21 protein-coding genes are annotated in these 23,594 nt (G+C 72.3%); 5 read left to right on the top strand and 16 right to left on the bottom strand.

The annotated features are described in order from the left end of the window. Nucleotides 1-18: 18 nt before the first annotated feature. Nucleotides 19-1,320: an amidohydrolase gene (locus B072_RS0115340; RefSeq protein ID WP_018530842.1), complete on the top strand. Its 1,302-nt coding sequence runs from the start codon at nucleotides 19-21 to the stop codon at nucleotides 1,318-1,320. Between the two features lie 66 nt (nucleotides 1,321-1,386). Here B072_RS0115340 and B072_RS0115335 read toward each other — a convergent pair whose 3' ends face one another. Together B072_RS0115335 and B072_RS0115330 are read right to left on the bottom strand one after the other, a co-directional pair. Further along, nucleotides 1,387-3,351 (bottom strand): DUF5107 domain-containing protein, encoded by a 1,965-nt coding sequence (locus B072_RS0115335; protein ID WP_018530841.1) that lies wholly within the window; start codon nucleotides 3,349-3,351, stop codon nucleotides 1,387-1,389. 86 nt (nucleotides 3,352-3,437) lie between these two features. Beyond that, nucleotides 3,438-4,337 carry an arginase family protein gene (locus B072_RS0115330; protein WP_018530840.1) on the bottom strand — a complete coding sequence of 300 codons (900 nt, stop codon included), beginning with the start codon at nucleotides 4,335-4,337 and terminating at the stop codon, nucleotides 3,438-3,440. Between the two features lie 101 nt (nucleotides 4,338-4,438). On the opposite strand from B072_RS0115330, the gene B072_RS0115325 reads away from it, so the two are divergent. Then, nucleotides 4,439-4,780, top strand: coding sequence for a DUF6204 family protein (locus B072_RS0115325; RefSeq protein ID WP_018530839.1), 342 nt, complete (start codon nucleotides 4,439-4,441; stop codon nucleotides 4,778-4,780). Here B072_RS0115325 and B072_RS0115320 read toward each other — a convergent pair. The 14 genes from B072_RS0115320 to B072_RS0115260 all read right to left on the bottom strand — a co-directional run bounded on the left by B072_RS0115320 (nucleotide 4,758) and on the right by B072_RS0115260 (nucleotide 21,379). Beyond that, nucleotides 4,758-5,324 (bottom strand): GNAT family N-acetyltransferase, encoded by a 567-nt coding sequence (locus tag B072_RS0115320; protein ID WP_018530838.1) that lies wholly within the window; start codon nucleotides 5,322-5,324, stop codon nucleotides 4,758-4,760. The genes B072_RS0115325 and B072_RS0115320 overlap by 23 nt on opposite strands. A 20-nt stretch (nucleotides 5,325-5,344) precedes the next feature. After that, complete coding sequence (locus tag B072_RS0115315; RefSeq protein ID WP_018530837.1) at nucleotides 5,345-5,689, bottom strand: hypothetical protein; 345 nt, start codon at nucleotides 5,687-5,689, stop codon at nucleotides 5,345-5,347. Further along, nucleotides 5,686-5,928: a LapA family protein gene (locus tag B072_RS0115310; RefSeq protein WP_018530836.1), complete on the bottom strand. Its 243-nt coding sequence runs from the start codon at nucleotides 5,926-5,928 to the stop codon at nucleotides 5,686-5,688. Before B072_RS0115310 ends, B072_RS0115315 begins: the two co-directional genes overlap by 4 nt. A gap of 124 nt (nucleotides 5,929-6,052) precedes the next feature. Then, a complete protein-coding gene (locus B072_RS0115305) occupies nucleotides 6,053-7,825 on the bottom strand; it encodes an alpha/beta fold hydrolase (RefSeq protein ID WP_420707540.1) in 1,773 nt (590 codons plus the stop codon). Between the two features lie 332 nt (nucleotides 7,826-8,157). Continuing rightward, the gene (locus tag B072_RS0115300) at nucleotides 8,158-9,084 is read right to left on the bottom strand and encodes a S66 peptidase family protein (RefSeq protein ID WP_018530834.1); all 927 of its coding nucleotides are present in this window, start codon (nucleotides 9,082-9,084) and stop codon (nucleotides 8,158-8,160) included. Continuing rightward, a complete protein-coding gene (locus tag B072_RS0115295; protein WP_237499978.1) occupies nucleotides 9,081-11,120 on the bottom strand; it encodes a prolyl oligopeptidase family serine peptidase in 2,040 nt (679 codons plus the stop codon). Before B072_RS0115295 ends, B072_RS0115300 begins: the two co-directional genes overlap by 4 nt. 79 nt (nucleotides 11,121-11,199) lie before the next feature. After that, on the bottom strand, nucleotides 11,200-12,546 hold the full coding sequence (locus B072_RS0115290) for a M20/M25/M40 family metallo-hydrolase (protein ID WP_018530832.1): 1,347 nt from the start codon (nucleotides 12,544-12,546) through the stop codon (nucleotides 11,200-11,202). Further along, nucleotides 12,539-13,372: a M55 family metallopeptidase gene (locus B072_RS0115285; protein ID WP_018530831.1), complete on the bottom strand. Its 834-nt coding sequence runs from the start codon at nucleotides 13,370-13,372 to the stop codon at nucleotides 12,539-12,541. Before B072_RS0115285 ends, B072_RS0115290 begins: the two co-directional genes overlap by 8 nt. Before the next feature lie 101 nt (nucleotides 13,373-13,473). Beyond that, complete coding sequence (locus tag B072_RS49165; protein WP_234018860.1) at nucleotides 13,474-14,160, bottom strand: alpha/beta hydrolase; 687 nt, start codon at nucleotides 14,158-14,160, stop codon at nucleotides 13,474-13,476. Then, complete coding sequence (locus B072_RS49160; RefSeq protein WP_234018859.1) at nucleotides 14,046-14,651, bottom strand: enterochelin esterase domain-containing protein; 606 nt, start codon at nucleotides 14,649-14,651, stop codon at nucleotides 14,046-14,048. The genes B072_RS49165 and B072_RS49160 overlap by 115 nt, the downstream gene beginning before the upstream one ends. A gap of 209 nt (nucleotides 14,652-14,860) precedes the next feature. Then, complete coding sequence (locus B072_RS0115275; RefSeq protein ID WP_018530829.1) at nucleotides 14,861-15,607, bottom strand: class I SAM-dependent methyltransferase; 747 nt, start codon at nucleotides 15,605-15,607, stop codon at nucleotides 14,861-14,863. Between the two features lie 104 nt (nucleotides 15,608-15,711). Continuing rightward, nucleotides 15,712-18,132, bottom strand: a complete 2,421-nt coding sequence (locus B072_RS43270; RefSeq protein ID WP_018530828.1) for a SpoIIE family protein phosphatase — start codon at nucleotides 18,130-18,132, stop codon at nucleotides 15,712-15,714. Nucleotides 18,133-18,299: 167 nt separating this feature from the next. Beyond that, nucleotides 18,300-20,720 carry a DHA2 family efflux MFS transporter permease subunit gene (locus B072_RS0115265; protein WP_018530827.1) on the bottom strand — a complete coding sequence of 807 codons (2,421 nt, stop codon included), beginning with the start codon at nucleotides 20,718-20,720 and terminating at the stop codon, nucleotides 18,300-18,302. Nucleotides 20,721-20,935: 215 nt separating this feature from the next. Further along, nucleotides 20,936-21,379, bottom strand: coding sequence for an SRPBCC family protein (locus B072_RS0115260; protein WP_018530826.1), 444 nt, complete (start codon nucleotides 21,377-21,379; stop codon nucleotides 20,936-20,938). A gap of 145 nt (nucleotides 21,380-21,524) precedes the next feature. Between B072_RS0115260 and B072_RS0115255 the strand changes: the two genes are divergently transcribed. From B072_RS0115255 to B072_RS0115245, 3 genes are all read left to right on the top strand, one after another. After that, on the top strand, nucleotides 21,525-22,592 hold the full coding sequence (locus B072_RS0115255; RefSeq protein ID WP_018530825.1) for an Rv2578c family radical SAM protein: 1,068 nt from the start codon (nucleotides 21,525-21,527) through the stop codon (nucleotides 22,590-22,592). A 75-nt stretch (nucleotides 22,593-22,667) separates the two neighbouring features. Next, complete coding sequence (locus B072_RS0115250) at nucleotides 22,668-23,069, top strand: RidA family protein (protein WP_018530824.1); 402 nt, start codon at nucleotides 22,668-22,670, stop codon at nucleotides 23,067-23,069. Further along, a complete protein-coding gene (locus B072_RS0115245; RefSeq protein ID WP_018530823.1) occupies nucleotides 23,066-23,593 on the top strand; it encodes a GNAT family N-acetyltransferase in 528 nt (175 codons plus the stop codon). Before B072_RS0115250 ends, B072_RS0115245 begins: the two co-directional genes overlap by 4 nt. Nucleotide 23,594: the final 1 nt, after the last annotated feature.

Raw genomic sequence — 23,594 nt, 5'->3', positions numbered from 1 at the left:
CGCTCACCAGGAGAAGCCATGACTCCCCCTCCCCTGTCCCGGCGCGGTGTCCTCACCGGCGGTGCCGCCTCGCTCGGCGCCGCCTTCACCCCGACCGCCGCGCAGGCCGCCGAGTCGGCGCGGCAGGATCACGGGCGGCCCAAGAAGGCCGTGGTCTTCCGTGACGTGCGCCCGTTCGCCGCGAAGGAGGCCGTCGACCTGACGGTGATCGACGGCCGCGTCTCCGACCAGCCGGCTCCGCGCGGCGCCAAGGTCATCGACGGCGGCGGCCGCATCGCGCTGCCCTCGCTCGTCGACGCGCACATCCACCCCGACAAGACGACCTGGGGCAGCGACTGGATCACGCGCAAGCCCGCGAGCGGCATCGCCGACTACTGCGCGCAGGACGTCGAGGTGTTCCGCACCCAGAGCCGCCCGGTCGGTGAGCGGGCGTACGGCCTGATGGCGCACGCCGTGACGCGAGGTACGCGCGCGATGCGGGCCCACGCGGACGTGGCGCCCGCCTACGGCCTCGCCGGTGTCGAGGGCGTCGCCGAGGCACGCGAACGGCTCGCCGACGCGCTCGACGTACAGATCGTCGCCTTCCCGCAGCACGGCGTGGTCCGCACGCCCGGCACGGCGCAGTTGCTGAAGGACGCGGCGCGCGGCGGTCTCGTCGACATGGTCGGCGGCATCGACCCGATCAGCTTCGACCAGGCCATGGACGAGCAGCTCGACCTGCTCTTCGATCTGGCCGACCGGTACGACGTCGGTGTCGACATCCACCTCCACGACCGCGACGAGAAGGGCACGAAGGTGCTGCGCGGCATCATCGAGCGCACCCGGGCGCTGTCACTGCGGGGCAAGGTGACGGTGAGTCACGTCTTCTGCCTGCCGTTCCTCGGCGAGGCCGAACTGGACACGATGGCGGGCGACTTGGCGGACCTGGACATCGCCCTGACGACGGTCGCGCCGAACGAGTCGCTGGTCCTGCCGATCACCAAGCTGCACGAGCACGGGGTGCGGGTCGGACTCGGCTCGGACGGCGTACGGGACTCGTGGAGCCCGTTCGGCAACGCGGACATGCTGCACCGGGCGCACATCCTCGGCTGGGTCACCGATGTACGCCTCGACGACGAACTCTCCGCCTGCTACACGGTCGGCGCGCACGGCGGCGCGGACGTGATGGGCCTGGACCACGCGGACTTCAGGCCCGGCGCTCCTGCGGACTTCGTGCTGGTGCGGGGCGAGTGCGTGCCGCAGGTCGTGGTGGACATGCCGCAGCGCGATGTGGTCGTGCACGGCGGTCAAGTGGTCGCCAGGGAGGGTGAGTTGGTCTGACCGCACGCGGGGAGGGGCCGTGCCGCTCCGCGGATCGGCACGGCCCCTCCCCGTCGGCGCTCTCCGTCAGGGCCGCATCCGGAAATCGAGGCCCGCGGGCAGCGGCTCCCCCGGCGCCACCTTCTCCCACGCGTCCCCGATCGTCTCCTCGCCCTCGCGCAGATCCGCCACCTCGAACCCGGCATCGAAGACGGCTCGCGCCGCCCCCGCATCGCCCTCCGCGAGCAGCAGTCGAGCCTCCAGCAGACGGAACCGGCCCTGCTCCCGCGTGCTCGCGTGCAACCGGCCCCACACGGCCCGGGCCGCCTCGACGCGGCCCACCTCCAGCAGCGCCGCGATCGCCTCACGCCCCAGGGACGCCGTCACCGCCACCCACATCGCCCCGTCGTCCCGCCGTTCCGCGCACAGGTCGTCGAACGCGGCGGCGTACCGGTCGGCCGCGCGCTCGCCGTGCCCGCCCTCCGCGTCGGCCACGGCCAGGCAGCGCAGCAACGGCCACTGGGACGGGGCGAGTTCGAGCGCCCGCTCCCAGCTGCGCACGGCCTGCGCCTGATCCCCGGCGTGCCACTGCGCGACGCCGAGGTGGTACTCGGCCAGCGGGCGGGCCGGTGCCGTCTCCAGCATGTCGCGCCAGGCGGGGGCGACGAGCGTCCATCCGGGCGGACCGACCCGGCGCTGCTCGGGGAAGGCGCCGGTCTCCAGGAGTTCGCGCCAGGGCGCCTGCGCGTCGGTGAGCGTCGACTCGTCGAACGGCGTGCCCGGCAACTTCAGCCCCGTGCGCAGGACTTCGAGCGCTCCCCAGCCGGAGCCGACGGCCAGCCGCTCCCCCGGTTCCGCGTCGGCGCAGGCCGTCCGCCACGTTTCGTAGGCGGCGTCGACGTCGGCCCGCGGCAGCGCTTCTTCCAGCCGGCCGCCGACCTCCTCGACCACGGAGCCCCAACTCCCCGTCGAGTGAACCGCTTCCGCGGACACGGCGAGCGGCCCGTACGCCTCCAGCCAGCTGAACTCACCCTCCGACTCCAGCCGTACGTGCTCCAGCTGCGTGCGCGCGAGCCCGGCCTGGATCTCCGCGTAGCCGCCCGTGCCCGGCTCGGTGAGCCACTCCTGCCAGCGCCGGCCGCCGGGGCCGCTGCCCCACACGAACAGCTTCCGGCCGCGCAGCAGATCGGTCGACGTCTGCACGAGGCCGTGGCCCACGTCGTCGAGGGCCGCGATCCAGCGGCGCCGCCCGTCCTCGACCTCGTAGAAGTAGTCGGCGGGGAACTCGCTGCCCAGGGGGTAGGTGCGGTCGGCGCCTTCATGTTCCGGCACCGGCACGGTGCGCAGCGTGTGCTCGTACCCGAAGTGCCAGGCCTCCTCGGCCGGGGCGATCACCCGCCGGTCCTCCGGCACCGCGATGTTGGACCACCAGTAGACGGGCGCGGGCTTCTCGTGCGGATTGCGGACGCGGACGCCCACGTAGAGGAAGTCGGAGTCCTCGGGCAGCCACAGGTCCACCTGGAACGGCAGGTCGCGCAGCCGCTCCCACTCCCACAGGCGCAGCATCTCGCCGCCGTCGGGAGCGGTGACGCGCGCGGCGTGCACGGGCGCGCAGGAGAGGGTGGTGTGTCCGGTGGCGCCGATGTTCCACTCGATGCCACCGGAGAACCAGGCGCCGTTCAGCGCGAAGTTGGCGGGCTGGAACACCGGGTTGCGGTAGAGGAGTTCTCGTTCGCTCGGTTTGTGGACGAGCGAGGCTATGCGGCCGCCGAGGCCGGGGAGGACCGTCACCCGCAGGCGCTCGTTCTCGATCACGATCGCGTCGAGGTCGACCGGCGCCCGGTCGCGTCCGTACCCGTCCAGGATCCGCTCGGGCAGCACGCTGCGCAACGGCCGGTAGCCGACCTGCCGGGCCATGTCGAGCGGCAGCTCCGCCCTGGTCCGCTCGTCGAGTTCGTGCACCTCGTCGAGGGGCCGCAGCGGCGGCAGCGGGTTGTCGCGGCCCACCTCCGCGCCCGGCAGGGTCAGCACCTCACGGCGGATCTCGGTCATGGGGGAGCCTCCTGTCGCCAGGGGCGCCGCCCGCCCCGACGACCATCGAACATGGTCATCGGGGAGCTGGCCAGGGGCTGCCCCGGTCAGGATTGCGCAAAGGCGGCCACGATCAGGTCGGTGAGGAGGGCGCCCGCCGTGCCCTCCGGGTCGAGGTCGGGGTCGTAGATGGTGACGTTCATGCCGACGCAGCGCGGCGAGGCGAGCAACGGCCGCAGCAGCGCGAGGAGTTCGTCGGGAAGCAGACCGTCGGGGTCGGGGCTGTCGACGGCGGGCATGACGGACGGGTCGAGCACGTCCGCGTCGAGATGCACCCAGAACCCGTCCAGGACCGGTACTTCCAGGCTCTGCACGAAGCCGCGCACGACGTCGTCCACGCCCCACTGCCGCAGCTCCCCCACGGTCACGTTCGGGATCTTGAGCGCGGCGAGCTCGGCCCGGTCGTCCTCGAAGGCGTCCCGGCCGCCGAAGAGGCGTACGTCCTCGTCCCGCAGATACGGCCGCAGGCCCTCGATGTCGGTCAGGTCCGACTGCCCGCGCCCCGTCCCGAGCGCCAGCTCCTCGCCGCCCGCGGCGCCGACCCGGTCGGAGTTCCCCGGGTGCCGGAAGTCGGCGGAGGCGTCCACGGCGGCGAGCCCGTACCGTCCGATGCGGCGCAGCGCGAGCGCGGCGCCCAGCTGGATGGAGCAGTCGCCGCCCAGCACGAGCGCGAACTCCCCTTCCCGTACGTGCCGTTCGATCCGGTCGGCGAGCTTGACCGTGTACGCGGCGATCGCGGCGGCGTTGAACACGCCGTCGCCCTCCTGCCAGTCGCCCCGGTCGTAGCGCGGCGGGACGACGACCCCGCCCTCGAAGGCGCCGAGCCTGCGCACGATCCCGTGCTCGCGCAGCGCGCCGGCCAGCTTGTAGCAGCCGGGCACGGTGCCGGGGACGGGCGGGCGAAGGCCCAGGTTGGAGGGGGCGTCGACGGCCACGATATTCCGCATGCGTCGCATCCTCTTCGACGTACGCTGGCGCTTTCAAGACGTAGCAAGACGTAGCGAGACGTTTCACGACGTACGCAGCAGCACGAGGAGCACCGCCCGCCATGGCCGAGAGCCACACCTACCGCGTCATCGTCCGCGCCACCTTCGAGGGTCTCACCGACGAGGCCAGGCAGCGGCTGCTCGCCGAGGTCGCCGAGCACGAGGGCATCGCGGGCATGCGCTTCGGGCCCGAGGGTTCCCTCGCGTACGACCGCACCCTCAAGCACTTCTCCATGCGTTACGTCGTCGAGTCAGACCCGGACGACGGCGACGAGATGGCGGGCGCGCTCGCCGAGGAGCGGGCCGAGGCGTATCTGGCGGAGCGTGGCTACGGGCATGGGGAGCTGCGCTCGACGGTGACCGACATGGACACCATGAAGGTCAACCGGAAGTCGCGCCGGTAGCTGCGGCGGCCATCTCCGCCGTGATCGCCCATCGCTCGTGGTCGCGCCAGGCCCCGTCGATGAAGAGGAAGTCCGGCGAGAAGCCTTCGAGGCGGAATCCCGCGCGGCGGGCGAGCGCGATCGACGCGGTGTTGGCGGGCTGCGCGTTGATCTCCAGGCGGTGCAGGCCGAGCGGTCCGAACGCGTGCCGGACCACGAGCGCGAGCCCTTCGGACATCAGTCCGCGCCCGGCGGCGTGCGCGAAGGCCCCGTAGCCGAGGGCGCCGCAGCGGAAGCCGCCCTGCACGACGTTGTTGATGTTGATGAACCCGGCGATGGCTCCGCTCTCCCGGTCGCACACCAGGAATCCGTGCTTCGTCGGGTCCTCGATGAGCCGGCCCGCGTACGTTGCGTAGGCGTCGGCACCGTCGGGCGGGAAGAGCCAGGGCCGGTGCAGGTCGCGGCTCTCGCGCGAGCGCGCGGTGAACTCCTCGGCGTCGGTGAGGGCGTAGGGGCGGATGCCCACGCGGGTGCCCTCGGCGACATAGTCAAGATCATCGGTCATCGGCCCAGCGTACGGAGGGGCTAGCGGGCGACCGCCGTGGGGCACTTCTCGCCGTGCTTGACGACGCCGATGCGCACCCCTTCGTCGCCGATCGCCTTGCCGGCGGCCGGGGACTGGGTGCAGACCTTCCAGCTCATTGGCCACAGCACATGCCGCTTGAGGCCGCTGACGTCCGTCACGTCGACTCTTGTGCGGTAGTCGACCGTCGAGAAGACGTGCATCAGGCCGCGCCCGCGGAACTCCGGCATCGGCGGGCCCGCGGCCGCCACCGCGGCGCCAGCCGAGACGGTGAGGGCCAGGGTGGCCCCCGCGGTCACGGTCGCGACCCGTCGTCGCATCGCGTGCGCCGTGGCTCGCGCCGTCACTTGCGCCTCCTCGCCACGAAGTAGCCCCCGCAGATCCCGCCGATGATCGCGGTGATCAGCAGCGCCATGTACAGGGGCATGGACACCTCGGGGATGAGCAGGCGGATCTTCACCTCCCGGGTGTTCTCGAAGATGAAGACCAGCAGGAGGACGAAGAGCGCCAGGACCGCGATCCTGGCCGGCGTGAACGCATTGGAGCCACCGCTCTTCGCGGTGCTCGCGCTGTCCTTCGGGCTCATCGGTGGACCCTTCCGTCGTTCCCCCGGAGGCCGACACCGCCTCCCCGCCCAGCATGTGCGGGGAGGCGGCGATCTCGCACCGGCCGAGGGACCGTCCGGGTGACGGGCCACTACATAGGGTGACCTACGGGACGACGGGCAGCTCCACGGTGCCGGTGTCGTCGGGCGAGCTGGTGACGGTGACCGGTTTGATCCCCTTGTTGCCGCCGTACGCGTCGTCGCTGGCGGCGACGACGAACTGGATGCGGTGCCCCTTCTCGTAGCGGTGCACGATGCCCGGGAGCGTGACGGTGAAGGGGCGCGTGACGTCGGGGACCCGCACCGGGGCCACCAGCCGGTGCACGAGGGTCTTCGTGCCGTCGGGCGCGACGTCGTACAGCTTCGCGAAGAGGACGAGCTTGTCGGCGGCGTCCCCGGAGTTCTGTACGCGCTCGGTCCTCGGCGAGATCACCTTGAGGGTGGCCTTCGCCGATCCGACCACGTCGGTGGCCCCGGTGAGCGGCTCGGTGGTCCAGTCGAGGTAGGTGCCCCTGGTGTCGTGCGGGGCCGGGTCGGGCAAACCGATGGTGCCGGCCAGGGAGGACTCGGAGTGGCTGGTCGGGATGAGCCAGTTGCGGTACTCGCGGCTGCCGCGGGCGACCTTCTTACGGTTGTCGACGAGCTTGCCGTCGCCGGACAGGTACAGCGTGCGGGACAGGGCGGGGACGGAGGAGGCGGTGGCGTAGGTCCGGTTCGGGTCGGTGATCCAGTCGCGGTAGTAGGCGAAGGCGGGTCCGGTGTCGACAGCCTTCTTGCGGTTCAGGTACCGGTCGAACCAGGCGAGGATCCGCTTGCCGACGTAGCTGGTCTCCAGGTTGCCCTGGGAGAGGTTGAGTTCACCGGAGGCCGGGTCGGTGAGGCCACCGCTGTGCCCCCACGACTGCCAGATCATCTTCGCCGTCGTGCCCTGCTCGCGCAGTGTGTCGTACGTGGCCGTGGCCTCGTTCAGATTGAACAGGCTGTCCGTCTGGCCCTGGACGAGCAGCGTGGGCGCCTTCACGTCCTTCAGATACGTGACCGGGGAGACGCCGCGCGCGTAGGCGAGCAGGGCCGCCGTCTTGTCGGCGGGGTAGCTGCCGGAGTTCAGCGTGCGGATCGTCTCGCAGGCGTCGTCGACGAAGTGCAGGCAGGTCAGCTTGTTGATACGGGACGGGTCGAGGGACGGCGAGAGCAGCGGCTGCCCCTCGCCGATCAGGTAGAAGCCGTTGGTCCACTGCCACTTGAAGACGCCGGGGACGCTCCGGTCGGCCGCGTTCTGCGGGTCGAGGGAGTAGGCGAGGTCGTTCCAGGTGATCATCGGGACGAGGGCGTCGACCCGGTGGTCGACGGAGGCGGTGGCCATCTGGACGGCGCCGCCGTAGGAGCCGCCGATCATGCCGACGCGTGGGTCGCCCTTCTTGTCCGTGGTCACGTAGTCGACCTTGGTGCCGTCGTCGGCGGCGCGGGTGCCGGCGAGGAAGTCGACGAGGGCCGAGGCGGCCTTGCCGTCGATGCGCGGATCGTCCAGGGAGATCAGGCAGCCGGACTTGCCGAAGCCGAGCCCGGAGTAGGCGAGTCCTACGTACCCGCGCTGCGCGAACGCCTTGGCGGTGTCGCCGGTGCTGTCCGACTTGTTGCCGCCGAAGCCGTTCGTGGTGAGCACGGCGGGCGCGGGGTGCGCCGCGTCGGCCCCGGCCGGGCGGTACAGGTCGGCGTCCACGACGCAGGTGCGATCACCTGTGTCGACCGTGAACTTCAGGGCGGTGACGGTGTATTGGCCCGGGGTGGGCGTGGCTGCGGCCGCGGTGGCGGGCACGGTCAGGGTTGCCGCCACTGTGCCGATGGCGGCGGTGAGCAGGGCGGCTCGGGTTCTGAGCACGGTGACGACCTCCACGGCAACGTTTTACCGACCAGTAGGTATGCGCGCGGAGTCATCGTGTGACGCGTGTCAGTTGGGGGTCAATGGGCGTGCGTGGTGTTTTTTGGTGAAGGGGGGTGGGGGGTCAATCGCCGCGGGGGCGGGGGCAGTTGGGTGAGTGCGGGCCGGTGGGGGCTGGTCGCGCAGTTCCCCGCGCCCCTGAGGCAGCGGCTTCGCCGCGCCTCCCCTGGAGCGAGCGGAGCTCGCTTTCAGGGGCGCGGGGAACTGCGCGAGAAGCCCCACCGGCCGGTAAGCCCCGCCCGGCAAGAACAAACCGGCAGACGAGACGGCGCTCAGCTCAGAGCGGGCTCATCCAGAGTCAGCGTGCCGGCAGCGGCATCCAAGTGACCCGCCACCCCGAGCGGCACCGTCAACGCTCCGTCGCAGTGTCCGAACCCGAACCCGTCCACCACCGGCACCCCGAGCCCGCCCAGCCGATCGGCCAGCAGATCCCCCAGATCCGGGTCGTCGCACTCCGCCCAGGACCCGAGAAGCACCCCGGAGACGCCTTCCAGCCAGCCGCCGCGCAGCAGTTGGGTCAGATACCGGTCGAGGCGGTACGTCTCCTCGCCCACGTCCTCCAGGCACAACAGCCCACCCCGCGCCGACCGCCGGCCGAACGGCGTCCCCAGATCCGCGGCGAGCAGCGACAGGCAGCCGCCGAGCGTGACCCCGCGCGCGACACCGGGCACCAGCACCCGCAGCCCGCCGCCCCCGGCGATGGTCCGCACCGTCTCGGGCGCGAAGAGCGTGGCCCTCAGATGGTCCTGCGCCCGCGCGTTCTTGAGGAAGTCCGCGGCGGCGACCATCGGCCCGTGCAGCGTGCTCACGCCGAGCCGCACCGCGAACGCCTCGTGCAGCGCGGTGATGTCGCTGTACCCGACGAACACCTTGGGCCGCGCCGCCCGCATCGCCGACCAGTCGAGCAGATCGACCATGCGCTGGGCGCCGTAGCCACCCCGGGCGCAGAGGACGGCGTCCACGTCGGGGTCGCACCAGGCGCGCTGGAGGTCAGCGGCGCGGTCGGCGTCGGCTCCCGCCAGGTACCCGAACGCGCCGTGCACGTCCAGGACATGGGGCGCGACGACCGGCTCCAGGTCCCAGCCGCGCAGGATGTCCAGGCCCGCCTGGAGCCGGTCCTCGGGGACCGGACCGCTCGGGGCGACGACGGCGACGCGGGCGCCGGGAGCGAGCCGCGCGGGACGGGTCAACGTGTTCACTTGCCGAGCTCCAGGGCCGGGACACCGGTCGGGTGCAGGCCGAACACCTGGGCGTACAGGGAGAGTTCGGCCTCCAGGGCGCGGACCATGGTGTCGGCCCGGCGGAACCCGTGACCCTCCCCCTCGAAGGCGATGTACGCGTGCGGGACGCGGCGCCCCTCGCTCTCCATCCGGGCGAGGAACCGCTCGCACTGGACCGGCGGGCAGATCACGTCGTCGAGCCCCTGGAGGAGCAGGAAGGGAACGGTGAGCCGGTCGGCGTGCTCGGACGGTGAGCGCTCCGCGTACCGTGCGGGCACCTCGGCGAGCGGGCCCACCAGTGACTCCAGGTACTGGGACTCGAAGTCGTGGGTCTCGCCCTCGGCCCAGCCGGTGAGGTCCAGGATCGGATAGATGATGGTGCCGCAGGCGTAGACGTCCGTGCTGGTCAGGGACGCCGCGCTGGTCCAGCCGCCCGCGCTGCCGCCGCGGATGGCGAGCCGGGCCCGGTCGGCGGTGCCCTCGTCGGCGAGGGCGAGCGCGACGGCCGCGCAGTCCTCGACGTCCACCACGCCCCACTGCTCGCGCAACCGGTTGCGGTACGCGCGCCCGTAGCCGGTCGAGCCGCCGTAGTTGACCTCGGCGACACCGATGCCGCGCGAGGTGAAGTAGGCGATCTCCAGATCGAGGACGAGGGATGCGTGGCCGGTGGGGCCGCCGTGTGCCCAGACGACGTAGGGCGGGAGCTCGTCGTCGGGAGCGCTGTGGGTGGGGTTGTGCGGCGGGTAGATGTGGGCGTGGATGTCCCGGCCCTCGGGTCCGCTGAAGGTGCGGATCTGCGGCTCGGGGTAGTGAGCGGGGTCGACGGGGTCGGTGTGGGCCGCGCCGATCACGCGGGTGCGTCCGGTGCTGGTGTCCAGCTCGACGACCTCGGGCGCGGTGCGCGGGCTCGCTGCGACGCCCACGACACGGGTGCCGTGGACGGCGAGCGAGGACGCCCACGCGGTCCAGGGCCCCGCGGTGTCGACGACCTCCCCGGTCTCCGGGTCGAGGATGCCGAGCGAGGTGGCGCCGACACCGTGCACGACGGCGATCAGGCCCCCCGCGAGGGGCTTGAACCAGCTCAGCCCGATCTTCCAGAGCGGACCGCCGAACTCCTCCTCGCGCGGGCACAGGGCCTGCGTGCGGGAGAGCAGGGCGGGGAGTACGCCGGCGCCCGGGGCGGCGCCGGGCGCGGCCCCGAACGCGATCTCCATCCGGTACAGGTTCCACCAGCCGCTGCGGTCGCCGGAGTAGAGCAGCGCCCCGTCGGGGGCCCACTCGACCTGGCAGACGGACACGTCGGGACCGCCGGCCACGGTTCTGGCCGGGCCGAACGTGCCGTCGTCGGCGACATCGGCGAGCAGCAGTTCCGTGCCGTCCCACGGCATTCGCGGGTGGTCCCAGGCGATCCAGGCGGCGTGCCGTCCGTCGGGCGAGAGGCGGGCGCCGGTGACGAACCGGTGGGTGTCGTCGGTCAGTTCACGCACCGCGGCGCGGTCCTCGGCGGCCGAGCCGTCGAGCGGCACGGCGGCGACCACGCGCCGTACGTCCCCCGCGCCCTCGCCGGTGAACTCCTCCAGGACGCACCACACCTCGCCCCGGTCGAGGTGGAGCTGCGGGTCGGCCCAGCGCAGACCGCCGCCGACGCCGGACACGGGGGTGAGCGGGCGCGGTGCACGCTCCGGGGCGTCGGGCTCGTACGCGTACAGCCGCTGGTCGGTGAAGTTCACGAAGGCGAGCAGCGGTCCCTCGGGCCGCTCTGCGCCGGTCCAGGGGCGGCCGCCGTACTCGATGACGCGGCTGCGCACGTTCCACGGCTCGGGCAGCACCGACCGCTCGGTGCCGTCGGGCCTGCGCCGCACGAGCGCTCTGCGGCCGCCCTCGGCGGGCCGGGGCTCGGTCCACCAGGCCTCGTCGCCGACGAACCCCACGTATTCGGGCTGTCCGTCGTGCGCGGCGGCCAGTTCGGCGTCTATCGGTGACGGCCAGGAGCCGTACGCCTGGGTGTGCACCATGTCCCCGCCCCCCATGTGTTCTGAGGCCCCCATGTTCTTCGCGTCCGCCATGTTTTCCTAGTCCGTCTTCTGTTCGAGCTCAGGCCGTGCGCAGGAAGCGGTCGAGGACCCGCACTCCGAAGTGCAGCGCCTCCACCGGAACGCGCTCGTCGACGCCGTGGAAGAGCGCCTGGTAGTCGAAGCCCTCGGGGAGCTTGAGCGGCGCGAAGCCGTAGCCGGTGATGCCGAGCCGGGAGAACTGCTTGGCGTCGGTGCCGCCCGACATGCAGTACGGGACGACATGCCCTTCGGGAGCGAACTCCTCGACGGCGGCCCGCATCCTGGCGAACGTCGGCGAGTCGACCGGCGCCTGCAGCGCGACCTCGCGGTGGTGGTACTCCCAGTCGACGTCCGGCCCGGTCAGCGCGTCGAGCGTGGCCTTGAACTCGTCCTCGGTGCCCGGCAGATAGCGGCCGTCGATGTGCGCGGTGGCCTCGCCCGGGATCACGTTGATCTTGTAACCGGCGGACAGCATCGTCGGGTTGGAGCTGTTGCGCACGGTCGGGGCGACGAGGTCGGCGGCCGGGCCGAGCGCGGTGAGCAGCGCGTCGGCGTCGAAGTCCGCGGCGTCCACATCGGCCTCGATGCCGTACACCGTCGCCATCTCGGCCAGCGCGGCGCGCACGGTGGGGGTGAGGCGCAGCGGCCATTCGTGGTCGCCGATGCGGGCGACGGCGGAGGCGAGCCGCGAGACCGCGTTGGCCCGGTTCACCTTGGAGCCGTGGCCGGCCCTGCCGCGCGCGGTGAGCTTGAGCCAGCCGGTGCCGCGCTCCCCCGCCGCGATCGGGTAGAGCTGCCCGCCCCGGCCGTCGTGGAAGGTGAAGGCGCCGGACTCGCTGATGCCTTCGGTGCAGCCCTCGAAGAGGTCGGCGTGCCGGTCGGCGAGGAACCCGGAGCCGTCCTCGGCGCTGGCCTCCTCGTCGGCGGTGAAGGCAATGACGATGTCGCGCCGCGGCCGGAACCCGACGCGGGCCCACTGCCGCACGGTCGCGAGGATCATCGCGTCCATGTTCTTCATGTCGACCGCGCCGCGGCCCCACACCACCCCGTCGCGGACCTCGCCGGAGAACGGGTGCACGCTCCAGTCGGCCGCCTCGGCCGGTACGACGTCCAGGTGGCCGTGGACCAGGAGGGCTTCGGCGGTGGGGTCGGTGCCCTCGATGCGGGCGACGACATTGCCGCGGCCCGGCGTGCGCTCAAGGATCGTCGGGTTCAGGCCCGCCTCGGCGAGTTTGGCGGCCGCGTACTCGGCGGCGGGGCGCTCCTGGCAGTCGCCGCCGCCACGGTTCGTGGTGTCGATGCGGATCAGCTCGGAGGTGAAGGTCACGACCTCGTCGAGGGCCTGCCGGTCCACCGTCGCCGTCTCCATCAGCTGCTGCTCAGCCATACTGTTCCTCCACCGCGGCCGAGGCGATCGTGGTGACCGCCTTGAAGGTGCGGATGCCCTCGTACATGGTCTCGTGCGTGTAGGAGATCCTGCGCTCGCCGACGCGCTCCACGCCGGGCACGACGGTCGACGCCATCGCGAGGTGCTCGGCGTCGAACTCGACCTCCACGGTGAACGGGCCGCCCCGCACCGGCTCGTGGCGCACCGCGATCGACGCGGCGTCCTTGGCGGCGGCCCTGATGTCGGCGGCCGTACGGGCGGGGGTGCGGCACACGGCCGCGTACCGGGAGACGTGGTCCTTGACGGCGACCTTGCGGGCCTCCGGCGCGTACCCGAGCGCGTCGTCGCACGCGTGGTCGTCGCCGGTGACCAGGACGACGGGGACGCCGTACTCGGCCACCACGTGCGCGTTCAGCAGGCCCTCGCTCGCACGCACGTCGTTCACCCACACGCCCGTGATCTGGTTCGCCAGGTAGGTGTGGGCGAGGACGCCCTCCATTCCGGCGCCCGCGTGGTAGCCGATGAACGCGATGCCGTCCACGTCACCGTGCTGGACACCCTCCACCATGGAGAGCGACTTGTGACGGCCGGTGAGCATCTCGACGCGCTCGTCCAACTGCTCCAGCAGCAGATTGCGCATCGTCCAGTGCGCTTCGTTGATGAGCACCTCGTCGGCGCCGCCGTCGAAGAAACCGAGCACCGCCGCGTTCACGTCCGAGGTGAACATCGAGCGGCAGCGCTCCCACTGCGGGGTGCCCGGCAGGACGTCCGCGGGCCAGGTCACACCCGTGGCGCCCTCCATGTCGGCGCTGATGAGGATCTTCATGCCCTGCACCGTACGCGGATCCGGGCACGCCTCACCAGGCCTGTGGATAACTCTCAGTGGCGTAGACCAATGTCGTACCCATACAGAGCAGTTCGCCCTAGTCAGGAGCGTACGCGCGACCAGGAGGCGAGCATCCGCACCAGCGCGTCGACGAGTGCGCCGTGCCAACAGGCATAGTCGTGACCGCCGTTGAACTCCTCCAGCGTCACCCGCCGCCCGGCCGGCCGCAGCGTCTCGTGCAGCGCGCGGCAGTACCCGACCGTCGGACCCTCGTGCGGCCCTACGTCCATGTGGACCGTGAGGTCGCGGGGCGCGGCCTCGGCGTAGCACCGCACCAGCCACGGTACGCCGACGACCGGGGGTCTGCGGCACGCCGTCGCCGGTCGGAGATCGGGGTGCCACCACAGGGACGGGGACTGCGCGAGGACGTTGCCGAAGCGTTCGGCCCGCACCAGGCCCGCGTACAGGGCGGTGAGTCCGCCGAGGCTCTGCCCGGCGACGACGGTGCGGCGCGGGTCGGTGGTGAGCGGCCAGCGCCCCGCGGCCCAGGGCAGCAGGTCGTCGGCGAGGAAGGTGACGTAGGGGTCGCGAGCGCCCATCTCGCGCCAGCGCGTGGCGTTGTCGACGGAGTCGGGGGCGAGCACGATCAGCGGCGGCAGGGTGCCGTCGGCGATCAGCCGGTCCAGGGAGTCGGCGAGGCCCGTGCCGTCGCCGCCGAACCACATGCCGCCGTCACCAGGGACGACGACGGGCAGGTCGCGGTGGCCGGGCCCGGGCGGCAGGTACACCCACACGTCGCGTTCGGCGCCCAGCGCGGGGCTGTCCAGGCGGTGCCGTTCGACGCCGCCGCGCGGGACCTGGCGCGTGCGGCCCTCCCAGCGCCGCGCCGGAGCGTCCGGCAGTGCGAAGACGGAGCAGTCGGGGCCGCCCCAACGCGTGGGAATGGTGCGGGGGTTGAGCGGGTCGGGCCCGGCGTACCGCTGGAGCGTGCGCAGGAACCGCTGGAGCCGGTCGGGGTCGGTGGGCGGCCCACCGAGACGTCGGCGGCGATCCGGTAGGCGCCGCGGTGATCGGCCCGCAGCCGGAAACCGAGGTGCCAGATGCCGGTGCCGGGGATGTGGTGCAGCAGGGCGTCGGCGAGGCGGGCGCGGTCGACGAGGCGGTTGCTGAACAGCAGGACGTGCCGGGTCGCCCGGTGCCCGCGGTACGGGAACGTGAGGGTGCGGTAGCCGGGCTCGCCCTCGACGGGCTCCGAGCGGAGCGCCGAGCCGGGCGACACCGCCCCAGAAGCCGTCGACGAGTTCGGCGCGGCGGGCCTCGTCGGCCCCGTCGGGATGCGCCAGGTCGTCGAGGAGGCGTGCGACGCGGGCGCCGACGGCCGGGCGCGGCCGGACCGGGTCCGCCACCCAGGAGAGGTCGGACGCGACCAGGGGCGTGCCCATCGCCCACCACCTTCCGAGGTTACTTAGCTTAGCCTTAGCTGACCTATCACCCGCTGCCAGTCGTCTGCCGGGGTGTGCGCCCCACCACCAGCCACAGGGACGGCAACTCGATCCGGGTGCCGTCGGACGTGAACTCCGTCGTGATCAGCGGCAGCTCCCCCGAGGCGAGGACGGCGAGTCCGGCCTCGGTGACGTACCCGCGCAGCGCCGCGTCGGAGACCTCGGCGGGCGCGATGCCGTGCGCGAAGACCGGCTGGAGCTTGGGCGGGGGTCCGGCCGGGGACGTGGCGAGGTCGTGCAGGATCGGCCGCGCACGCTCCGACAGCTCGACGACGAAGCCGCTCCCGCGCTCCCCGACGAGCGTGGCGACCGCGTCGACGAGGGCCTGCCGGTCCACGGCCTCGCTCTGGTGCAGCACACCGCGGACGTAGACGTTCGCGTCCCCCAACTCGGCGTGCAACGCGTTCACTTGGGCCGCGTTCGTGGCGTCGACCTGCCGGTAGTCGGCCTGTTCGGCGGGGTCGGACCGGCGGGCGCGGTCGAGGGCGGCGCCGGACAGGTCGAGGCCGACCACCCTGCGGCAGCGGTCGGCGAGGAAGCGGGTCTGGGTGCCGTTGCCGCAGCCGAGGTCGACCAGGGGAAGCCCGGCTGCCGTCAACTCCGGCTCAAAAAGGGCGAGATGGAGACCCGCGGTGAGGGCGGGTTCGGCGTCCCAGAAGACACCGCCCGGCCCCTCTGGCGCGTCCTCCCAGAAACCCTCCCACGCCTCTTTGTAGCGCTCGGTCACGCTCACGGGCCCTCCCAGGGGTGCGCCGACGGACCACGGCACATGCGGCCGAAGTGTCCGAACGGTCTACCGCGCCGGAGTGCGCCCCACAAGCGACGTGCGTGCGCGTTTCAATGAACCTTGCCGCGCGGCACCGTCAGCTCGAACCACACGGTCTTCCCCGTCGCGGTACGGCTCGTGCCCCACTCGCGCGCCAGATGGGCCACGACGCGCAGGCCCCGCCCGAACTCGTCACCCGGGCCCGCGCTGAGCAGCGTCGGCAGGGTGTGCTCGGCGTCCTCGACCTCGCACAGCAGCGTGCCCGAGCGCACCAGACGCAGCTGGACGGGGCCGGCGTGGGCGTGCCGCACGGCGTTCGTGACGAGTTCGCAGACCATCAGCTCGGCGGCGTACTCGACACTCGACAGGCCCCAGTCCGCGAGCTGTCGGCGTACGAGAGCGCGGGCGCGCGGCACCTCGCGCGAGGTGGGCGCGAGCTCCCAGTGGGCGACGTCGCCGCTCTCGATGCCGCTCATGCGGACCATGAGGAGTGCCACGTCGTCCTTTCGGCCGCCGCGGCCCGCGAGGGAGCGGATGATGGTGTCGCAGGCGTCGTCCATGGACGCGGCCGGGTGGGCGGCGGACTCGCAGAGCGTGGCGAGTCCCACGCCGATGTCCTCGCCGCGCACCTCGACCAGACCGTCGGTGCACATCACGAGCCGGTCGCCGGGCGCGACCCGGACGGTCACCGACTCGAAGGGCACGCCGCCCACGCCGATCGGCGCGCCCGTGGGCAGGTCGAGCAGTTCGCTGCGGCCGTCCGCGGCGCGCACGATCACCGGCGGGATGTGCCCGGCGTTGGCGAGGTGCAGCTCGCCGACGATCGGGTCGTAGACCGCGTAGAGGCAGGTGGCGAGGTAGTGCTCGCCGAGCCGCTGCGCCAAATCGTCGAGATTGCGCAGGAGTTGGGCAGGCGGCAGGTCGAGCCCCGCCATGGTCTGGACGGCGGTCCTCAACTGGCCCATCATCGCGGCCGAGTTGAGCCCGTGCCCCATGACGTCACCGACGACGAGCGCGGTCCTGGCGCCGGGCAGCTTGATGGAGTCGAACCAGTCGCCGCCGACCCGTCCGAGCAGGGTGCCCGGCAGATACCGGGTGGCGATGTCGCAGCCGGCCATGTGCGGTTCGATGTGCGGCAGCATGCTGTCCTGGAGCGTCTCGGCGACGGACTCCTGGTAGGTGTACATCCGGGCGTTGTCGAGCACGAGGCCCGCCCGCGCGGCGAGTTCGGCGCCGGTGACGCGGTCCATGTCGTTGAAGACGGGGCGCTCCTGATGGCGCAGGAGAATCATGAACCCGAGCACGACGTTGCGCGCCTTCAGCGGGACGACGAGCATCGAGCGGTGGGTGATCAGCGGCCGGATGTCCCGCTTCTCGAACTGCGAGGCGATCGCGTCGCCCATCTCCTGCGAGATGTACGGGACGAGGACCGGGTCGCCACTCGTCATGCACTGGAAGAACGGGGTGTGCACCGGGAACGGCATGGACTCGCCGACCGGCACGACGTCGTCCCACCGCCCGGGCTCGTCGGTGTGCTCCAGGGCGACGCGGTGCCACATGGTCGTGGCGTCGGGCGGCCCCTCGGGGAACCCCTCGCCGGCCACGACCTGTTCGCGCAGATAGGTCCCGGCGACGTCGGTGAAGCGCGGCACGACGGCCCGGCTCACCTCGACGATCGTCCGCGACAGGTCGAGGGAGGAACCGATGCGCCCGCTCACCTCGTTGAGGAACTCCAGGCGCTCGCGCACCGCCGTGTACTCGATGTCCTCGGCCAGGTCGTCGAGCGGCCTGCGCGGGGCGGGCAGCCCCGCCGCGACGGCCCGCGCCGCCTCCGCGCGCCGCGCCTTGCGCTCCGTGCGCCGCGAGACACCCCAGTCGGCGGTGACCGGAACCCGGTCGTACCGGCTGAACTCCATGACGGGGTAGCCGAGTTCGAGCACCTGGGAGACGATCCGGGCGCTCTCCCCCACGCTCATGCTGGGGAGGATCTCGGGCAGCCCGCGCGCCAGCTCGTCGGCACCGGGGAAGTCGGTGTGCAGCGCGAAGCCGGGGGCTATCCGCTCACTGCCCTCACCGTCGGCGCCGGTCAGTCCGCGGGCGTCGGCGGCCAGCACGAGCAGCCGCTCGGTACCGGGCCCGACCAGCGGATACGCCCACCACAGCACGTCGATGCGGGCACCGGTCCCGCCGGTCGCGTCGAGCCGGGCCCGCCCCGCCGTCGGGTAGGCGGTCTGCCCGCCGAGCGAGAGCTCCAGGTCGTCGCCGATCCTGTCGTACGTGCCGTAGCCCTCCGGGTCGTACCCCTCGGGCTCCGCGCGCAGCGCGCCGGAGACGGGCAGCAGGTCGGTGACGGGCCGCCCCACCGCGTCCTCCCTAGCCGGGCCGAACAGCCGGCGTGCGCCGGTGCTCCAGTGCGAGACGCCGCCCGCCTGGTCGACGACGACCACAGCCAGCGGCACGCGTCCCTGCGGGGCTTGACCGGTGCCGTGCATGGCCGCGCTCCTTCCGCCCGGCGCGCCGGGGGGTGCGCGCCGCCTCTTTCCACGGTACGGCTCGGCCGGTCAACGGGTCGGGTTTACCGGTGAATTGGGGCCTGAGGGGCGCAGTGACCCGCGGGCCGGTGGGGGCTGGTCGCGCAGTTCCCACCGGCCCGCAGCCGCTAATCCTCGTGACCGAGCTGAAGGTCGCGTTCGGTACGGCCACCCCCGGCCACCTGGAGAACCGTCGCCACCGGCGGGTAGCCCGCCGCGATGACCGTGTACTCGCCCGACGACAGGTCCACGAAGCGGAACGTGCCGTCCGCGCCCGTCGTCAGGGTGTCGACCACGTTGCCCGCCGCGTCGAGCAGCGTGACCCGGGCGTCCTCCACGGGACGCCCGCCACTGGCCCGCACCGTGCCGCGCAGGACCGCCCCGCCCGCCAGCTCCACGTCCTGCCGGGTCTCGCGCGAGGCCATGACGGTGACCGGGAGCGCGGCGGGCCGGAACGCGGGGGCGCTCGCCGCCAGGGTGTACTCGCCCGCGACCAGCTCCGTGATGACGTAACCGCCCTCGCGCCCGCTGCGCGTGGTGGCGACGACCTCGCCGTGCACGTTCGTCAGCGTGACGATCGCGTCCCGTACGGGGGTTCCGTCCGCGGTGACGACCGAGCCCGCGAGGCGCCCGGCTCCGCCGAGCACGACGTCCAGCTCGACGGGGCGCTCCCCGACCGTCACCGTCACGGCCTGCGGCTGGTGCCCGCCGGCCGCCGCGATCAGTACGTACGAGCCGACGCCGGGCGTCGACAGGGCGTACCGGCCGTCCTCGCCGCTCGCGCCGCGCCCGATCTGGGTGCCGCCGACATCGATGAGCGTGAGCGCGGCGCGCGGCACGACGGTGCCGTCGGGGTGCTGAACGGTACCGCAGACCGGGACCCCGGCGGCGTAGGACGCGGCACGCTCCTGGGCGGGGACGGCGGGCACGACGGTGTTCTCGGGAGAAGGGGCGGCGCTGGACAAGAGGGGTGTCTCCTTGAGGAAGAAGGCGAGGACCAGGCCCAGGAGGAGGACCGGCACCAAGTAGAGGAAGATCCGGGGCATCGCGTCGGCGTACGCCTCGATGTACGGCGTGCGCAGCGCCTCGGGCATCGCGTGCACGAGCTGCGGGGTGATCGATTCGGCGTCCGGCAGGTGTCCGCCGGTGGGCAGCCGGTCGGCGAGGGAGTCGGCGAGCCGGTCGGCGAAGAGCGTGCCGAAGATCGCGGCGCCGACGCTGCCGCCGATCTGCCGGAAGTAGTTGTTGGCGCTGGTGGCGGTGCCGAGGTCGGAGGGGCGGACCGCGTTCTGCACGGCGAGCACGAGGACCGGCATGATCAGGCCGATGCCGGCGCCCAGCACGGCCATGTAGACGCTGTACTCGAGGCGCGGGGTGTCGACCTCCAGGCGGGAGAGGAGGTACATGCCGAGGGTCGACAGGGCGCCGCCGAGGATCGGGTAGAGCTTGTACCGCCCTGTGTGGCTGATGAGTTGGCCGGAGATGATCGAGGCGCCGACCACACCGCCCATCATCGGGAGCATGAGCAGGCCGGACTCCGTGGCCGTGGCGCCGTCGACCATCTGCAGGAAGGTCGGCAGGTAACTGGCCGCTCCGAAGAGCGCGACGCCGACGACCATGCCGACCAGGCCGCTGAGGTTGAACACCGAGTCGCGGAACAGGCGCAACGGGATGAGGGGTTCGGCCGCGTACTTCTCGGCGACGACGAAGAGCGCGCAGGACAGGACCGCTCCGACGCCGAGCCCGATGATGACGCGGTCGCCCCACTCGTACTCCGTGCCGCCCCAACTGGTCAGCAGTACCAGGCAGGTCGAGGCGGCGGCCAGCAGCAGCGCGCCCGGCACGTCGAGGCGGGCCTTCTTCGTCGGCTTGGGGAGCTTGAGGACCACGGCCGTCACGGCGAGGGTGACGAGGCCGAAGGGGACGTTGATGTAGAAGCACCAGCGCCAGGAGAGGTGGTCGGTGAAGTAGCCGCCGAGCAGCGGGCCCGCGACCGAGGCGAGGCCGAACGCGGCGCCGATCAGGCCCATGTAGCGCCCGCGTTCGCGCGGCGGCACGATGTCGCCCATGATCGCCTGTACGCCGATCATGAGGCCGCCCGCGCCGACGCCCTGGAGCGCGCGGAAGGCGATGAGCTGGTCCATGTTCTGGGCGCGGCCCGCGAGCGCGGAGCCGATGATGAACACGACGATGGCGAACTGGAAGACGCCTTTGCGGCCGAAGAGGTCGCCGAGCTTCCCGTAGATCGGCAGGCCGATGGTGGAGGTCAGCAGGTAGGCGGTGATCGCCCAGGACATCTTGTCCAGGCCGTGCAGCTCACCGACGATCTTCGGGAGCGCGGTGGCGACGATCATCTGCTCCAGCGCGGCGAGGAGCAGCGCGAGCATCAGCCCGACGAACACCATGCGGACCCGGCTCGGGCTGAGACCGTGGTCCGGCAACTGCGGTGCGGGGTCGGCGGGTTGGACCGGTGGGCGGTCCGTCACGGGCGGTGGAGGTGCCGTGACCGGCTCCCCGACCGTCTCGGTCACCAGCGTCGTCGTGCCCACCTGCAGCTCCCCTCGTCACCCTTGCGCGCCCATTTCTCGCATTGCGCGACAACAGGGAGCAAGCGCGACGAATCGCTGTTCAGGCGGGCCCGACGGGCGTATGCGCCGGTCGGAGCCCTACGGCGTACAACCGGCGCGAAACGAAAACCACTCGAAACGGTGAGCACTCCGGCCGTGCCCAAGTGCTCACCGTGAAGCGCGCGTTACGTCGTGCGCTACTTCTCGACCTCGGTGGCCAGCTTGTCGAGCACGGCGTCGTAGATCCGGCCGAGACCCTTGGGCGCGAAGGTCTTCTCGAAGAAGCCGCCGATGCCGCCCGCGCCGTTCCAGACGGTGGAGACGACGACGCGGGACTTGTCGTCACCGGCCGGCGTGACGCGCCACGTGGTCACCATCGACGAGTTGCGGTCCTTCTCGACGAGCTCGCCGTCGGTCGGCTCGGAGACGTCGAGCAGGCAGTCGCGGACGCGCTTGCTGGTGGCCTGGAGCTTCCAGTGCACGACGGTGCCCTCACCGTCGCCGCCCTCGCGCACCTCGTACTCGCTGAAGTGCTCGGGCAGCAGCTTCGCGCGGGTGCCGTTGTAGTCGGCGAGGGCGTCGAACACGTCGTCCGGCTTGGCGGCGACGACCCGCTCCGTGGTGGCCTCGACCTGCGCCATGGCTCTTCCTCCAGCACTTGGTTCTTCGGGGTCTTTCAAGGGTGGACCAAGCCAACCACCCCGCGTACCGCCCGCCAAAATCGGGGTTCGCACGATCAAGGGAACATGTGTTCTATTCTGGGGTCAGTGCTAGCGAGGAGGCGTCATGCGCTGGGAGAACCTCACGGATCCCGCGGGCCCCGGGGCCGGTCCCGTCGACCACGGCCGGGCCCGGGACGCCGCGCTGTTCGGCGCGGACACGGTGGTGAGCCGCACCGTCGACACCCCCGAGTTCCGTGGAGTGACGTTCCACGAGATCCGGGCCCGGTCGATCGTGAACCGGGTGCCGGGCGCGTCCCGGATGCCGTTCGAGTGGACGGTCAATCCGTACCGGGGCTGCACCCACGCCTGCGTGTACTGCTTCGCCCGCAACACCCACCGGTACCTGGACCTGGACACCGGGCTCGGCTTCGACAGCCAGATCGTGGTGAAGGTGAACGCGCCGCAGCTGCTGCGCCGCCATCTCGCCTCGCGGAGCTGGCACGGTGAGCACATAGCGATGGGCACGAACGTCGACTGCTACCAACGGGCCGAGGGGCGCTACCGGTTGATGCCCGGCATCATCGAGGCGCTGCGCGACTACGCGAACCCGTTCAGCGTGCTCACGAAGGGCACGCTGATCCTGCGCGACCTCCCGCTCCTGCGGCAGGCCGCCGAGGTGACCGACGTCGGGATCTCGGTGTCCGTCGGCTTCGTGGACCAGGAGCTGTGGCGCACCGTCGAGCCGGGCACCCCCGCGCCCGAGCGACGCCTCGACGTCGTACGCGCCCTCAGTGACGCCGGGATCGGGTGCGGGGTGCTGATGGCGCCGGTGATCCCGTTCCTCGGCGACCGCCCCGACCAGCTGCGGGCGACGGTCAGGGCCGTCGCCCGGGCGGGCGCCACGTCCGTGACACCGCTCGTGCTGCATCTGCGGCCAGGGGCGCGCGAGTGGTTCATGGCCTGGCTCGCGCAGCACCACCCCTACCTCGTACGGCGTTACGAGCGTCTGTACGCGGAGGGCGCCTACGCTCCGAAGTGGTACCAGCGACGCGTGACCCGGCAGGTGCACGAGCTGGCCGAGGAGTTCGGGATCGGGCCCTCCCGGGCGGCCGCGCGGCGGCGGATCCCCGACCGGGAGCCCGCCGCGCAGGCCCCCGTCGAGTCCGGCCCGACGCAGCTGTCCCTTCTGTGACGCCACGGCCCGGCGGTCGCCGGGCGGCCGAATAACCGGAAGCGGGGCCCACCACGTGCGGGCGAGGATGTGCGCATGACGACTCACCTCACCCGCATCCCCGCCCCCGACGGCGTCGCGCCGGCCGCCGCCTACACCCATGTGGTGCTGGGCAGCGGGCGGTTCGTCGCCGTGTCCGGCCAGCTGGCCCTCGACGAGAAGGGACAACTGGTCGGCGCGGGCGATCCGCTGGCGCAGGCCCGGCAGGTCTTCGAGAATCTGCGGCGGTGCCTGGCCGCGGCCGGTGCCACCTTCGAGGACGTGGTGAAGATGACGTACTTCGTGACGGACGTGGCCGACATGCCCTCGGTGCGCAGGGCACGCGACGAGTTCCTCGACCCGGCCCGCCTGCCCGCGGCCTCGGCGGTCCAGGTCGCGGGACTGATGGGCCCCGAGTTCCTGCTGGAGGTCGAGGCGTGGGCGGTGCTTCCGGAGTGAGCGCGAACGGCCTGACCGTCCGGCCCATGGCGCTCGGCGACTGCGACGCCGTGGCCGAAGTGCGCGTGCGGGGCTGGCAGTTCGCGTACGCGGGGCTGCTCCCGCGGGCCCATCTCGACGCGCTGAGCGTGCCGGACGTCACCGCGCATCTGCGGGAGACGTTCGGCAGGCGGCATCCGGACCTGGTCGCCGAGCGCGCCGGGGCGGTGGTCGGCTGGGCCTGTCACGGGCCGACCCGCGACGCCGACGTACCGCCGGGCGACGGCGAGCTGTACGCGCTCTACGTACGCGAGGAGCAGCTGTCCACGGGCGTCGGGCGGGCCCTGATGGGGGTGTGTCTCGCGGACAGCGCCGCCACGGGCCGGTCCGTGATCCGGCTCTGGGTCCTGGAGGGGAACGCGCGGGCCCGCCGGTTCTACGAGCGGGCCGGCTTCGTCGCGGACGGCGCGCGGGCCCCGTACGAGGTGGCGGGCGAGACGGTCCCGGAGATCCGGTACGTGCGCGCCCTGGCTCCGCGCCCCTGAT

Source organism: Streptomyces sp. HmicA12 (assembly GCF_000373565.1).
Taxonomy (GTDB): domain Bacteria; phylum Actinomycetota; class Actinomycetes; order Streptomycetales; family Streptomycetaceae; genus Streptomyces.
This window is presented reverse-complemented; position numbering and strand designations above follow the sequence as displayed.

What these genes read in the sequence shown, in the direction of transcription:
- B072_RS0115290 (WP_018530832.1), bottom strand. Translation starts at nt 12,546, where the DNA reads ATGGCTGAGCAGCAGCTGATGGAGACGGCGACGGTGGACCGGCAGGCC.
- B072_RS0115285 (WP_018530831.1), bottom strand. Translation starts at nt 13,372, where the DNA reads ATGAAGATCCTCATCAGCGCCGACATGGAGGGCGCCACGGGTGTGACC.
- B072_RS43270 (WP_018530828.1), bottom strand. Translation starts at nt 18,132, where the DNA reads ATGCACGGCACCGGTCAAGCCCCGCAGGGACGCGTGCCGCTGGCTGTG.
- B072_RS0115255 (WP_018530825.1), top strand. Translation starts at nt 21,525, where the DNA reads ATGCGCTGGGAGAACCTCACGGATCCCGCGGGCCCCGGGGCCGGTCCC.
- B072_RS0115310 (WP_018530836.1), bottom strand. Translation starts at nt 5,928, where the DNA reads ATGAGCCCGAAGGACAGCGCGAGCACCGCGAAGAGCGGTGGCTCCAAT.
- B072_RS0115250 (WP_018530824.1), top strand. Translation starts at nt 22,668, where the DNA reads ATGACGACTCACCTCACCCGCATCCCCGCCCCCGACGGCGTCGCGCCG.
- B072_RS0115295 (WP_237499978.1), bottom strand. Translation starts at nt 11,120, where the DNA reads ATGGTGCACACCCAGGCGTACGGCTCCTGGCCGTCACCGATAGACGCC.
- B072_RS0115325 (WP_018530839.1), top strand. Translation starts at nt 4,439, where the DNA reads ATGGCCGAGAGCCACACCTACCGCGTCATCGTCCGCGCCACCTTCGAG.
- B072_RS0115330 (WP_018530840.1), bottom strand. Translation starts at nt 4,337, where the DNA reads ATGCGGAATATCGTGGCCGTCGACGCCCCCTCCAACCTGGGCCTTCGC.
- B072_RS0115260 (WP_018530826.1), bottom strand. Translation starts at nt 21,379, where the DNA reads ATGGCGCAGGTCGAGGCCACCACGGAGCGGGTCGTCGCCGCCAAGCCG.
- B072_RS0115335 (WP_018530841.1), bottom strand. Translation starts at nt 3,351, where the DNA reads ATGACCGAGATCCGCCGTGAGGTGCTGACCCTGCCGGGCGCGGAGGTG.
- B072_RS0115320 (WP_018530838.1), bottom strand. Translation starts at nt 5,324, where the DNA reads ATGACCGATGATCTTGACTATGTCGCCGAGGGCACCCGCGTGGGCATC.
- B072_RS0115340 (WP_018530842.1), top strand. Translation starts at nt 19, where the DNA reads ATGACTCCCCCTCCCCTGTCCCGGCGCGGTGTCCTCACCGGCGGTGCC.